Source organism: Pseudomonas sp. RIT-PI-a (assembly GCF_001187875.1).
In the GTDB taxonomy this organism is placed as follows: domain Bacteria; phylum Pseudomonadota; class Gammaproteobacteria; order Pseudomonadales; family Pseudomonadaceae; genus Aquipseudomonas; species Aquipseudomonas coleopterorum.
The window spans coordinates 665482-677824 of sequence record NZ_LGIR01000011.1; the positions used below are offsets into that span (position 1 = coordinate 665482).

Genomic DNA, 12343 nt, shown 5'->3' on the forward strand with positions numbered 1-12343 from the left:
CCGCATTGACCGGGACGCGGCTTGCGCCGCTGCTACAGGGGCCGAGGGGGTGCTTTAGATGCAACCATTCCTGTGCCGCAGCCTCAAAGCTGCAATCCGTGCCAGGAACGTCCTCGATGTCTTCATCTTCCGCTCGCCCGTTGCGCATCGGTGTGCTGACGCACATCAAACATCCCATTCGCCAGCCGTTCGCCGGCGGCCTGGAAGCGTTCACCCACGATGTGACGTCCGGGCTGATGCAACGTGGTCACGACGTCACCCTGTTTGCCAGCTCATCCAGTGACCCAGCCCTCAATATCGTGCCGGTGTGGGACGACGCCACCTATAAAGATGGTCGCCGTGCGTGCTTGAGTTCCGAGTACATCGAGGAGCACCACGCCTACCTCAAGGCCATGCAGAACATCGACGACCGTCGCTTCGATGTCATCTTCAACAACAGCCTGCACTATGTGCCTGCGACCATGGCATCGATGATTCGTACGCCGATGCTGACGGTATTGCACACACCACCGTTCTTCGAGCTGATCAATGCCTACAGTGGCGAACGCCGTGCGGGGCATTTCGCGACCATTTCCGAGGCTAATGCACGGCAGTGGAAGGACGTCATACCCGAGTGCCACATCATTCCCAACGGTATCGACCTGCAGACCTGGTCACCGCGCGCTGCACCGCTGGAACACGCCATCTGGTTCGGAAGACTGGTACCTGACAAGGGCGCCCACTTGGCCATGGACGCCGCGAAGCTGGCGGGTGTGCCGTTGCGCTTGGCCGGTCAGGCGGTCGATCCTCGCTACTTCAAGGAGCAGATTCAGCCGCGCTTGAGTGACCAGTGCCAGTACCTTGGCCATCTGGGGCGCGAAGAACTGGCCATCGAATTGGCCAGTGCCTCCGCGGCGCTGGTCACACCTTGCTGGGAAGAACCCTTCGGTCTGGTAGTGGCAGAAGCCCTGGCCTGCGGCACGCCGGTAGCCGCCTTTGCCCGTGGTGCTGTTGGCGATCTGCTGACCGATGCCACCGGTGCGCTGGCTGCGGGCGGCGATGTCGAGGGCCTGGCCCAGGCGCTGCGCCTGGCTCGGCGCAAGTCGCGCCTGGCTTGCCGCCTGCATGCCGAAACGCAGTGGAGCCACGAGGTCATGCTCGATCGCTACGATGCGCTGCTGCGGCAGGTGGCCCAAGCCGGTGCCTGAGCGTCCGCAAGTCGGCTATTACGTCCATCACCACGGCTCAGGCCATGGCATGCGCGCGTTGGCCATCGCCCGCCATCTGGACTGCGATGTCACCTTGATCGGTTCGCGTTTGCCTGACGGTCCGTATACGTCCAACGTCAGAAGCCTGCTCTTGCCCGGCGACACGGCGCCGGGCATGCACGTCGAAAGCTTCCCCGCGCTGCATTACGCACCTCTGGCCGTGGACGGTCTGCGGGAGCGCATGGGGATTCTGGCCGACTGGATGCGTAACGCGTGGCCGTGCCTGCTGGTGGTGGACGTATCGGTCGAGGTGGCGATGCTGGCGCGCCTGTTCGGTGTGCCGTGCGTGTACATGCGTCAGCACGGTGAACGCACCGACACCGCCCACTTGCAGGCCTACGCTTCGGCATCGCGTCTGTTGGCGCCTTATCCGGCGGCCATGGAGTGCAGCCAGATGCCCGACTGGGTGTCGAGCAAGACCGATCACTGCGGCTGGGTGTCCCGTTACAGTGGGCAGGGCCGCGGACACGTGGAGGCCGAGCAGGGCAGCGTGCTGGTGATCACGGGGCAGGGCGGCACTGCGTTTACCGTGGATTCGCTGGTGGCCATTGCTGATTGCTGTCCGCAGTATCGATTCCGCGTGGCCGGGCCGCTGCCAAGCAGTGACCTGTCATTACCTGTCAACCTGACGCTGCTGGGGCAGTTGGCCGATCCATTGCCCGAGTTGCTGCGCGCCGAGATCGTGGTGGGCAGTGCGGGCGATAACGTCGTTGCCGAAGTGGCCCACCTGGGTGGCCGCCTGATCGCGATTGCCGAGCAGCGTCCGTTCGACGAGCAACGTCTGCAGGCCATGCAACTGGAGCGGTTGCGAGTGGCACTGGGAGTGGACGGCGTGCCGCCTGCGCAGGAGTGGCCGGCCCTGCTGGAGCGAGCCCGGCATCTGCCCGGGCCCAGCGCCTGGCAGGCGCTGCTCAATGATCAGGCCGCGCAAGACGCCGCCGGGATCATTCAGACCACTGTGCGGAGTCATTTCGGCGCAGCCCTCAGCCCGCCTTGAGCGCCTGGGGCGGAATGAAGGCCTCGAGCTCGGCTTCCACCGCCTCGATGATGCGCTCCACGTCGGCGGCGTTCATGACGGCCGCGCAGGGCAGACCGGCGATGGTCAGCAGCGTTTCGCCGCTGCTGCGATCGAACAGCCGGGCGACCATGCTGCTGGGCGCATCCATGCTGCCCTCGAAACCCATGGGATGAAAGTGCCAGCGCATCACCTGGCACGCATTGGGAAATGTCATCTTGTTCATCGCGCCCACCTGTCGCATGTCGCCTGCCGTGGGACAGGCCATCCGGACCGATGGCCTGTCGAGTGCTGCGTTTGGAGTATTAAACGTAGCACCCCTTGGATGACAGCTGTGTGGTTTGCCGCGATTCCAGAATGATTTCATCGAGTTTCATGATCTGGGTCAGTGTTTGCAGGGTTTCAGGCCTGCCGTCGTTGATTGTTTTACCTCCAGATCACAGCCACTGGGCTTGAGCAGCAGGGTCAACAGGGCCGAAAGCAGCAAGGCGCCGCTCATCAACAGGTACGACGCGCCGGGGTTGCCCGTGCTGGCATTCAGATAGCCGACCAGGTAGGAACCGGCGAACGAGCCCAGGGCGCCCATGCTGTTGATCAGCGCCATGGCACCGCCAGCCACATTGGCCGGGAGGATTTCCGGCACGATGGCGAAGAAAGGCCCGTAGGGCGCGTACATGCAGGCCCCGGCGATCACCAGCAGCGCATAGGACCACCAGAAGTGTTCGCTGCCCAACGCGTAGGAACCATAGAAGGCCAGCGCGGCCAGTAGCAGTGGCGGCCAGACGAAGCGTTTGCGTTTTTGCAGACGGTCGGAAAACCAGCTCACCACCAACATGCCGATCACCGCTGCCAGGTAGGGCAGGGACGACAGCCAGCCGGCTTCGATCATGTCCATCTGCGCGCCCTGCTTGAGAATCGAGGGCAGCCACAGCACGAAGCCGTAGACGCCCACGCTCCACAGAAAAAACTGCAGCGACAGCGTGATCACCTTGCCCGAGCGGAAGGCTTCGGCATAGTTCTTCACCGGCTTGAGGCCCACCTGTTCGGCGGCCAGGGCGGCTTGCAGGTCATCTTTTTCCTGTTGGCTGAGCCATTTGGCCTGCGCCGGGCGGTCGTCGGCCAGGCGCCACCAGATGAACGCCCAGATCACCGCTGGCAGCCCTTCGATGATGAACATCCAGCGCCAGCTGTAATGCTGGATCAGATAGCCTGACACCACCGACATCCATAGCATCGTCACCGGGTTGCCGAGGATCAGGAAGGTGTTGGCCCGTGAGCGTTCCGCACGGGTGAACCAGTGGCACAGGTAGACCAGCATCGCTGGCATGACCACGGCTTCGACCACCCCGAGCATGAAGCGGATCACGATCAGCCAGTAGGCGCTGGACACCACGCCGGTCAGGGTCGCCAGGCTGCCCCAGAGGATCAGGCTGACGAAGATCAGTTGCTTGACGCTGTGTCGTTGCGCGTAGATGGCGCCGGGAACCTGGAAGAAGAAGTAACCCAGGAAGAACAGGGCACCGAGCAGCGAGGACAGCCCCGGCGTGATGTTCAGGTCGGCGGCCATGCCCGAGGCGGCGGCGAAACCATAGTTGGCCCGGTCCAGATAGGCCAGGCTGTAGGTGATGAAAACGATCGGCATGATGTACCACCAGCGACGGCTGGCGAGTTTCGCGGTCTGGCTCTGCATGGTCTGACTCCTGAGCATTTTGTAATTGTCGCAACAGGTAGAGGGTGCTGAATCAACGGTCTGGGGTGGCGTGTGTTCAGATCATCGGTGTTCGTCCGCCGTCAGCGCGGCGCGTGTCGGCAGGCCTTCCATGTCGCCGGGGCTCTGCACCGCCAGGCTGCCGATCCAGTTGCCGCGGGCGGCGGCCCGAGGCAGGTCGCGGCCTTCGAGCAAGGCACTGATGACACCGACGGCGAAACCGTCACCGGCACCGACCGTGTCGACGACCTTGTTCACTGGGCGCCCGGCTACATAGCCTTGCTGCTGGGCGCTGCAATAAAAGGCACCGTCCGCGCCCAGCTTGATCACCACGGCTTGCACGCCCAGGTCCAGGTAGAAGCGGGCGATGTCTTCGCAGCGTTCTTGCCCAGTCAGCAGCTGCCCTTCGGCCAGCCCCGGCAGCACCCAGTCGGCAAGGGCAGCGAGGCTGTTGATCTGCTCGATCATTTTGGCTTGGCTGGGCCACAGTGACGGACGCAGGTTGGGGTCGAACGAGACGCTGCGGCCTGCCGAACGCATCGCGGTCATCAAGCCTCGGGTCAAGGCGTTCATGCTCGGCGAAAGTGCCGGGGGGATGCCGGTGGCATGCAGGTGCCGGGCATCGAGCAAGCGTGGGGGCACGTCGGCGATGCCCATGTGGCTGGCGGCCGATCCGCGGCGGAAGTATTCCACGCAGGGGTCGCGGCCATCGTCCTGCAACGACTTGAACTGGAAGCCGGTGGGGTGTTGCGGATCCACGCCGACATGGCTGCAATCCAGGCCTTCGCGCTGCAGGGCCGCAACGATGAAACGGCCTAGAGAGTCATCGCCCACGCGGCTGAGCCACGCGACGTTGAAACCCAGGCGCGACAGGCCGATGGCGACGTTGTTGTCGGCCCCGGCGATGCGCTTGTGAAAGCGGGTGACATCGGCCAGGTCGCCGGTCTGCTCGGCGACGAACATGGCCATGGTTTCGCCGAAGCTCAGTACGTCGAACTCAGCCATGGGCCACCTCCTGGGCGGCCTGGCCGAGCGCTGCCAGGGTTGCCACTTGTACTTGGCTGACGGCCAGCAGATCGGCGCCCTGCAACGGGTACTCGATGGCCCGTACCAGGCCCGGCGCCATGTGGCGCAGCAGGCGCGACCACTGGTGCAGGTCGGTCAGCTCCGGCGGTGTGGCGACCAGTTTACCGGTCGCCGTGCGCTGTACCGCCTTGCAATGGATGTACTCGACGAAACGGCCCAATTGCAGCGCCGCACTCGACACCGATTGTTGCTGCCACTGCCAGTTGCCGATGTCGAAGGTCATGCCCACGGGCAGCCCCTGTTCGGCGATCGCGGTGAAGAACTTGACCAAGGGATCGATTCGTCCGCCCTGGGCGGTCTGGTCGTTTTCGATCAGCAGGCGCACGGGCTGGTCGCGCAGTTGCTGGTGCAGCAGATTCAGGTCGCTGATGGATGAATAGAAGCCCAGCGACACCTTGAGCCACACTGCATCGCAGGCAACGGCTCGGGCGAGCGCCTCTTGCAGCTGTGGATTGGGTGCGGCCTGGCCGGGCTGCCACAGCTCGAGCGGCGAGGAATAGACGCAGGTCAGTCCCTGGTCGGCGATTGCGCTGCGCAGGGCAGGTGCATCAAAGTGGTCGAACAATTCTTCGCGCAGTTCCAGGTGGCTGGCGCCGCTCTGGGCAACCAACGGCGCCAGACTGGCCTGACCCTGTGCACGGACATAGTCCGCGCCGAAGCTGGAAAGGCTGATGGAGACGGGATAGAGATGCATTGTTATTGTCCTCTGAAACCGGTTTCAATTTTAGATATACGTAAGCAGAATGCAGCCGAATCGGCTCAGCGCAGCGGTGTCGAACCTCGGATGATCAGCTCTGGGGTGAAATGAAACGTCTGCGCCGGGGCCTGCGAGCCGTCCAGTCGCTCCAGCAGGCACTCCAGGGCTTGCACGCCGATGGCGTGAGTAGGTTGGGCGAGGGCGGTGATGCCATCACCGACCAGGGGGTACCAGTCGAGGTCGTCGAGGGCTATCAGCCCGACGTCTTCGCAGCGGTATGTGTCCAGCGCGCGCAGCGCCAAGGTGCAGGCCAGTGCCGCGACACCGTTGGCGCAGAACAGCGCCTTGGGTCCGGAATGGGCGTCGGCGAGAAAGTCCCGCAGGCGCTCGCCAAGGTCGGCCTCGGTGAAGAACACCGGGCCATCGGCGCGCCGCTTGAACGCATCGATGCGCTCGACCCGTGAACTGGTGCCGTCCGCCGGTTCACTGACCAGCGCGATGTGGCGATAGCCGCGCTCAAGGAGGTGGTCCAGGGCCATGTCGACGGCCAGCTGGTTGTCCAGACCTACCAGATCGCTGGGCAGGTGCGCGACCTTGCGGTCGACCAGCACCATTGGCAGTTCCTGTTGCAGTTCGCGCAACTCGTCCTGATGGTGGCCCAAGGTGTTCACGATCAAGCCTTCGATGTTGTAGGCTCGCAGCGCCTGCAACTGCTGGTGCTCCTGTTCCGGATCGCGATCGGTGTTGCACACCACCAAGCTGTAGCCATGGCGGCGGCAGGCGGTTTGCACACCGTGCATGACGGCCACCGAGTAGGGATTGCGGATGTCGGCCATGAGCATGCCGATCAGACGCGTGCGACCACGCTTGAGGCCGCGGGCCATCTGGTTGGGACGGTAGCCCAGCTCATCGATGGCGTGAGCGATGCGACCGGCGATGGCATCGGACAGCAGGCCACGGTCTTCGCCGATGAAGCGCGAGACGCTGGCTTTGGACACACCGGCGCGCTCGGCAACGTCGAGCATGGTCACGCGGGGGCGCGCAGTGAGGGAGAGACGTGTCACGGGCCTGGGTCCTTTTATGGATGTTATGGGCAGGCGATCGATAGTTTGAAACCGGTTTCAGGAAACACCAAATCGACGAGGTCGTCAACTGGGGAAGAGGGATATTTGCGCAGGCGATTGGGGCGTGCGGGCTGTGCCCTGTAGCAGCGGTGCAAGCCGCGTCGGCGGCGCATGCGGTCTGTCTGAGGTACCGCAGCGCAGCCTTCGCGGGCAGAGGGCTCGCCGCCCGCCCCGCTCCCACAGGGGGAGTGCGGTACCCCTGTAGCAGCGGCGCATGCGGTCTGTCTGATGTACCGCAGCGCAGCCCTCTGCCCGCGAATCAGGCGACGCGGTTCAGCCGGCTGCGACCACGGTGATTTCCACCAGCAGGTCCGGGGCGGCCAGGCGCGATTCCACGGTGGCGCGGGCTGGGGCATGGCCTTCGGGGGCCCAGGCGTCCCACACTTCGTTCATGCCGGCGAAATTGGCCTGAATATCCGACAGCCACACCTGCGCGGTGACGATACGCGTCTTGTCCAGACCGGCCTGTTCCAGAAAGCTATCGATCTTGGCCAGCACCTGCGCGGTTTGCCCCTTGATGTCCAGGCTGCGGTCGGTGGCGGTCTGACCGCCCAAAAAGGTGAAGCCGTTGCACTGCACGACACGGCTCATGCGCTGATTGGTCTCGATGCGTTTGATGTCCAGCATGGTGTATTTCCTCACGAGTGGATAAGGGCTGTTGCAGGTTGTTCGAGCGTCATCGCCTGCTGGGCGAAGCGTCCGATGGAAAAGGGGTCGAGGCTGATCGGCGAGTGCTCGCCCAAAATCTGCTGGGCCAGGCGTTGGCCGGTGCCTGGGCCCATCTGGAAACCACTGCCGCAGAAGCCGAAGGAATAGCTCAACCGGTCGGCCTTGCCGCTGGCGCCGATCACCGGAATATCGTCGGCGGTGAACGCCTCCACGCCGGCCCAGACGCGGTTGACGCCCAGATGACGCAGGTGCGGAAACAGGTCGGTCACGGTGCGTGCGCTGGTGCTCAGGCGGTCCATCTGCACCTCGCCATGACGGGCGGCAAATTCCACCGACCCCACCAGCTTGCCGCCGATCACCACCGTGCCATTGGCGAACTGTTTGAACGACAGCGCTCGGCCCGTGGCTCCCAGCACAGGTGCGCAGAACGGTGCCACGCGGTGGGTGACCATGAGCATCAGGCCCTCGGGGTGCACCGGCACCGGCTCGCCGACCTGCGCCGCCAGTTGCCCGGCCCAGGCACCCGCCGTGACCACCAGATGCTCGGATTGATATCCACCCGTAGGCGTGTCCACGCGCCAGTGGTTGGCGGAACGCTCGATGCGCTGCGCCGGCGTCTGCTCGAAGATCTGCACACCCAGCCTTTGCGCTGCCAAACGGAAGGCGGTAACAGTGCGGTAGGGCACCGCGTAGCCGTCGCCGCTGACCCAGATACCGCCCACCACATGGGGCACCACCGTAGGTACCAGCTCCAGTACCTGTTGCCGATCGATCAACACCTCATGGGTAAAACCCAAGGCCCGTAACTGCTCCACGCGCCGTTGGCACTCCTGCAACTCCGCTTCGTTCTCGGCGAGTTTCAGCTGGCCGCTGGCGACGAAGCCGCCGTCTTCGCCGAGCACGTCCTGCAGGCCGTGCCAAAGCGTTCGCGAAGCCAGTGCCATGGGAATTTCCTCCACGTGGCGACCCAAGGTGCGCACGCCACCGGCGTTGACCCCGGAGGCATGCCGCCCGCAGTATTCGGCCTCAAGCACAGTTACCCGAACGCCGGCGCGAGCCAGGTGCAGGGCGGTGCTCAGACCGTGAATACCACCGCCTATGACCAGTACGTCAGCGCCTTTGCGCAGAGACTCAGTCACCGGCCAGCTCTCCCAACGTAATGGGCTTGATCGGCGGCCGAATCCGGTAGTAGCCCACCTCGCCAGCCGGTACGGCGCGGGCATCGGCGATCACTTCGGTCACCGTCAGGCCACACAGCCGTCCCTGGCACGGCCCCATGCCGCACCGTCCGAACGACTTGGCCTGGTTCGGCCCGGCGCAGCCCAAAGCAACGAATTCGCGCAATTGGCCGGCAGTGACTTCCTCGCAGCGGCAGACGATGACCTCGTCCGCCGGAATGCGATGCTCGTCGCGGGGGCGGTACAGCACGTCGAGAAACGGCCTGATGCGCAGGTTGTCGTTCAATTCCTGGCGCAGACGCACCCCGCGCCGGTCGCGTTGCGGCGCCCCGAGGGTGCCCAGTCGCGCGGCAATGCCCAGGGCTGCCAGCCGACCCTGCAGCGCCGCCGCCTGGGCCCCGCCGATACCGCCGCCATCACCGGCTACGAAGACCCCCGGCACGTCCAGTTCACCCCAACTGTCTTGCAGCGGGCTGAAGCACAACTGGTGCGGATCCCAGGCATGGGTGGCCCGCAAGGACTGGCTGAACTGGATATTGGGCACCACACCTTGATGCAGCAGCACGCACCGGGTAGCGATGCGCTCGGTCTTGCCCTGAATACTGAAGCTCAGCGCCTGGGCTGAATCACTGCCTTCGACTGCCAGGGCCGTGGCGCCCGTGAAATGGGGGATGCGCGCCTGGCGCAGGCTGCGCATCAGCTGCAGACCCTTGCGCAGGTAGGGCCACGCCCGCAGTGCCGAGACTAGGTGCCGCCGCGCGCGCCAATAGTCGTCGCGGTGGGTGGTATCGACCAATGCCTTGATCGGCACGCCTGCGCGCAGGTACTGCCAGCCCAGCAGGTACAGCAACGGTCCGCAGCCGGCCAGCACCACCGGTTCGGTTGGCGCGGCGCCCGCGCTCTTGAGCAGGATCTGTGCGGCGCCCGCAGTCATCACGCCTGGCAATGTCCAGCCGGGGATGGGGAAGGGCCGCTCCATGGCGCCGGTAGCCAACAGCACCGCGCGGGCTTGCAGGGTGTGCATGCGCCCGCCGTGCAGATAACTTACCTGATGATCGCGACTCACCTGCCATACTGCGGCTTCGTTGACGTGCCGCACCGACGTGTCCGCCAGCGCCTTGGCCAGCACGTTGCCATGGGCGTAGTCCGGTCCCAGCAGATCGCGGCGGCTCAGCGGGGCCAGCGTGATGCCGCGGTAGATCTGCCCGCCAGGGCTGCCTTGCTCGTCCAGCAGCACCACACTCATGCCCAGTCCGGCCAGGTCGCTGGCTCCGGCCATGCCCGCCGGGCCCGCACCCACGACGACGACGTCGACCGATTCCGCTGTCATGGCTGCACCTCCAGAGTAGCGACCACCGGCATGTCGAAGGGCAGATCGCGAGCGCCCTCCTGGGAGCGCACCTGCATGCCCTCGGCCACATCGATCAGGCAACTCTGCCGGTTGGGCACGCCATCGATCGTGACCAGGCATTCGAAACACACGCCCATCATGCAATAAGGCGCGCGCGGCGATTCGCTCACCGGCGTGGCGCGAAAGCGCTCGATGCCGGACAGCAACAGGGCCGCAGCGACACTGATGCCGGCCGGGACACTGAGGGGCTCGCCATTGAAGCTCAAGGTCACGCGGCGGATACTGCGGGTTTCGCTGGCCAGCGCCTGGAACAGCGGGGCGCGGAGGGGGGCTTCAGTGGGCATGGGCAAGCACCTTGTCGCTGAGGAAACGGTCACCGTTGAACACGGCCAATTCGTCGGGTTGCGCGCCGCCCATCACCCACGGCGCGATGCGCAGGGCATGAGCGGCGGCTAGGGTCACACCGCTGTGGCAGGTGATCACGTAAGCGCCGGGATGAGTTGTCGACTGCTGGTAGATCGGGAAACCGTCCGGGCTCATCACCCGCAGCGCTCCCCAGGCGCGGATCAGGCGCACATCGCGCAGCAGTGGAAAGGTCGCCACGCCGCGCTGGGCAATCGCCGAGAGCACGCCGGTGGAAGTGCTGTCGTCGAAGCCGACTTCTTCCATGGAATCGCCCAGTTGCACCGTGCCTTCGTCGGTCTGGCGAACATTGATGGTGGGGTAGTCGAGAAACGGCTGGACCCGCTCGCTGACCAGAACCTGCCCACGGTTGGGCGCAACTGGCGCATGCAGACCGACCTGCGCGGCGAGCCCTGGGTTGCCCAGCCCGGCGGCCAAGACCACGCGGGGCGCACAATAGGCCTGTTCGCCCGCCCATACGCGAAAGTCGCCGGCGCTGCCTTCGATACGCCCGATGTGCTGGCCACCGACGAAACGCGCGCCGTGGCGCTGCGCCGAAGCATGCAAAGCGCGCAGCAGTTTCAGCGGGTTCACGTGGCCGTCCTGGGGCGTGTAGCTGGCGCCGACCACGGCCTTGCCGATCAGCGGCAGGCGCGCCTTGAGCTCGGCGGCATCGAGCATCTCGAAGGGATAGTCGCCGACTGCGACCTGCAACTGCCGCAGCCGGGCCTCGCGCTCCAGCAAGTCTTCATCGCTGAAGCACATGTGAAAACCGCCTGGCTGCTTGAGGCTGACGTCCACGCCGCTGTCGGCCAGCAGCGCATCGCGCAGGCCGGCCCAGCGCTGCGCTGAAGACCGGGTCCAGCGCGCATAGTCGGGAAGGTTGTAGCCCTTGCCCTGTACCCAGACCAGGCCGAAATTGCCGCGCGAGGCACGAAACGCATCGTCACCCTGATCGAGCACCACCGTGTCGGCCCCTTCGCGCGCCAGGCCGTAGGCCACGGCGGTGCCTACCAGCCCGCCACCGACGACGATGACGTCGGCATTGATCGCTGCCGTCGAGCGCTTCATTTGCCTTCTCCTATGAGCACACGGTCCAGGCCTACCAGGCGATCGAGCACCAGCATCAGGATCACCGTGCCGACGATCAACACGGTCGATACCGCCGTGATCAATGGATCGATGGTTTGGGAAATCTGGTTGTACATCGCTACCGGCAAGGTGGTGGTGCCGGGGGTGGCGACGAAGACGGTCATGGTCAGTTCATCGAAGCTCTGGATGAACGCCAGCATCCAGCCGCCCACCACACCGGTGCGGATGCGCGGCAGGATGACTCGGCGAAATGCAGTCCAGCGTTTGGCCCCCAGCGACAGCGCGGCCTGCTCGATGTCTTTCTCCAGGCCGATGGTGGACGCCAGGGTCAGGCGCAGGGCATAGGGCAGCACGACGATGACGTGGGTCAGGCACAGCGCCCAGAACGAACCGCCGATCTGGGCGAGGGAGAAGAAGCGCAGGAAGGCGATCCCCAACACCACCGAGGGAATCATCAGGGGCGACAGCAGAAAGCCCGTGAGCGTGCCCCGGCCGGGAAAGTCGTAGCGGCTGATGGCCAAGGCTGCCGGGATGGCCAGCAACGTGGCGATGGTGGCAGAGGCCAGCCCCAGTTTGATCGACAACACGAACGCGTCGAGCATTTCCTGGTTGTCCAGCAAGGCTCTGAACCAGCGCAGCGACAGGCCATCGGTGGGCAGGGACAGGTACCCCTTGTCGGTGAACGCCATGGCCATCACGACCAGCAACGGGGCGACGATGAAGGCGATGAACAGGATATGGAACAGCAGCGAGAAAAAACCGTTCTTGTGCATG

Annotated in this window: 13 protein-coding genes; 2 read left to right on the top strand and 11 right to left on the bottom strand. The window is 64.9% G+C overall.

The features are described from left to right. Positions 1–116 precede the first annotated feature (116 nt). Both AC788_RS05250 and AC788_RS05255 read left to right on the top strand, forming a co-directional pair. Positions 117–1187 (top strand): glycosyltransferase family 4 protein, encoded by a 1071-nt coding sequence (locus AC788_RS05250; protein WP_236690464.1) that lies wholly within the window; start codon positions 117–119, stop codon positions 1185–1187. Beyond that, positions 1180–2244: a hypothetical protein gene (locus AC788_RS05255; protein WP_236690465.1), complete on the top strand. Its 1065-nt coding sequence runs from the start codon at positions 1180–1182 to the stop codon at positions 2242–2244. Before AC788_RS05250 ends, AC788_RS05255 begins: the two co-directional genes overlap by 8 nt. Here AC788_RS05255 and AC788_RS05260 read toward each other — a convergent pair. The 11 genes from AC788_RS05260 to AC788_RS05310 form a co-directional block, all read right to left on the bottom strand. Then, the gene (locus AC788_RS05260) at positions 2231–2506 is read right to left on the bottom strand and encodes a DUF1652 domain-containing protein (RefSeq protein ID WP_049859541.1); all 276 of its coding nucleotides are present in this window, start codon (positions 2504–2506) and stop codon (positions 2231–2233) included. The two genes, AC788_RS05255 and AC788_RS05260, sit on opposite strands and share 14 nt — an antisense overlap. A gap of 141 nt (positions 2507–2647) precedes the next feature. Next, a complete protein-coding gene (locus AC788_RS05265) occupies positions 2648–3952 on the bottom strand; it encodes an MFS transporter (RefSeq protein ID WP_049859542.1) in 1305 nt (434 codons plus the stop codon). An 81-nt stretch (positions 3953–4033) separates the two neighbouring features. After that, positions 4034–4975, bottom strand: a complete 942-nt coding sequence (locus AC788_RS05270) for a sugar kinase (protein ID WP_049859543.1) — start codon at positions 4973–4975, stop codon at positions 4034–4036. Next, positions 4968–5750 carry a sugar phosphate isomerase/epimerase family protein gene (locus AC788_RS05275; RefSeq protein ID WP_049859544.1) on the bottom strand — a complete coding sequence of 261 codons (783 nt, stop codon included), beginning with the start codon at positions 5748–5750 and terminating at the stop codon, positions 4968–4970. Before AC788_RS05275 ends, AC788_RS05270 begins: the two co-directional genes overlap by 8 nt. A gap of 65 nt (positions 5751–5815) precedes the next feature. Then, complete coding sequence (locus tag AC788_RS05280) at positions 5816–6778, bottom strand: LacI family DNA-binding transcriptional regulator (protein WP_049859545.1); 963 nt, start codon at positions 6776–6778, stop codon at positions 5816–5818. A gap of 372 nt (positions 6779–7150) precedes the next feature. Then, on the bottom strand, positions 7151–7504 hold the full coding sequence (locus AC788_RS05285) for a RidA family protein (RefSeq protein ID WP_049859546.1): 354 nt from the start codon (positions 7502–7504) through the stop codon (positions 7151–7153). A gap of 11 nt (positions 7505–7515) precedes the next feature. Continuing rightward, on the bottom strand, positions 7516–8685 hold the full coding sequence (locus AC788_RS05290; protein WP_049859547.1) for an NAD(P)/FAD-dependent oxidoreductase: 1170 nt from the start codon (positions 8683–8685) through the stop codon (positions 7516–7518). After that, the gene (locus AC788_RS05295; RefSeq protein WP_049859548.1) at positions 8678–10054 is read right to left on the bottom strand and encodes an FAD/NAD(P)-dependent oxidoreductase; all 1377 of its coding nucleotides are present in this window, start codon (positions 10052–10054) and stop codon (positions 8678–8680) included. The genes AC788_RS05290 and AC788_RS05295 overlap by 8 nt, the downstream gene beginning before the upstream one ends. After that, positions 10051–10419, bottom strand: coding sequence for a (2Fe-2S)-binding protein (locus AC788_RS05300; RefSeq protein WP_049859549.1), 369 nt, complete (start codon positions 10417–10419; stop codon positions 10051–10053). Before AC788_RS05300 ends, AC788_RS05295 begins: the two co-directional genes overlap by 4 nt. Further along, positions 10409–11548, bottom strand: coding sequence for an NAD(P)/FAD-dependent oxidoreductase (locus AC788_RS05305; protein ID WP_049859550.1), 1140 nt, complete (start codon positions 11546–11548; stop codon positions 10409–10411). Before AC788_RS05305 ends, AC788_RS05300 begins: the two co-directional genes overlap by 11 nt. Next, the gene (locus tag AC788_RS05310) at positions 11545–12342 is read right to left on the bottom strand and encodes an ABC transporter permease (protein WP_049859551.1); all 798 of its coding nucleotides are present in this window, start codon (positions 12340–12342) and stop codon (positions 11545–11547) included. The genes AC788_RS05305 and AC788_RS05310 overlap by 4 nt, the downstream gene beginning before the upstream one ends. Position 12343: the final 1 nt, after the last annotated feature.

Coding starts and splice junctions, on each gene's coding strand:
- AC788_RS05250 (WP_236690464.1), top strand. CDS start 117: ATGTCTTCATCTTCCGCTCGCCCGTTGCGCATCGGTGTGCTGACGCAC.
- AC788_RS05270 (WP_049859543.1), bottom strand. CDS start 4,975: ATGGCTGAGTTCGACGTACTGAGCTTCGGCGAAACCATGGCCATGTTC.
- AC788_RS05295 (WP_049859548.1), bottom strand. CDS start 10,054: ATGACAGCGGAATCGGTCGACGTCGTCGTCGTGGGTGCGGGCCCGGCG.
- AC788_RS05260 (WP_049859541.1), bottom strand. CDS start 2,506: ATGCGACAGGTGGGCGCGATGAACAAGATGACATTTCCCAATGCGTGC.
- AC788_RS05305 (WP_049859550.1), bottom strand. CDS start 11,548: ATGAAGCGCTCGACGGCAGCGATCAATGCCGACGTCATCGTCGTCGGT.
- AC788_RS05275 (WP_049859544.1), bottom strand. CDS start 5,750: ATGCATCTCTATCCCGTCTCCATCAGCCTTTCCAGCTTCGGCGCGGAC.
- AC788_RS05300 (WP_049859549.1), bottom strand. CDS start 10,419: ATGCCCACTGAAGCCCCCCTCCGCGCCCCGCTGTTCCAGGCGCTGGCC.
- AC788_RS05265 (WP_049859542.1), bottom strand. CDS start 3,952: ATGCAGAGCCAGACCGCGAAACTCGCCAGCCGTCGCTGGTGGTACATC.
- AC788_RS05280 (WP_049859545.1), bottom strand. CDS start 6,778: ATGCTCGACGTTGCCGAGCGCGCCGGTGTGTCCAAAGCCAGCGTCTCG.
- AC788_RS05285 (WP_049859546.1), bottom strand. CDS start 7,504: ATGCTGGACATCAAACGCATCGAGACCAATCAGCGCATGAGCCGTGTC.
- AC788_RS05310 (WP_049859551.1), bottom strand. CDS start 12,342: ATGCACAAGAACGGTTTTTTCTCGCTGCTGTTCCATATCCTGTTCATC.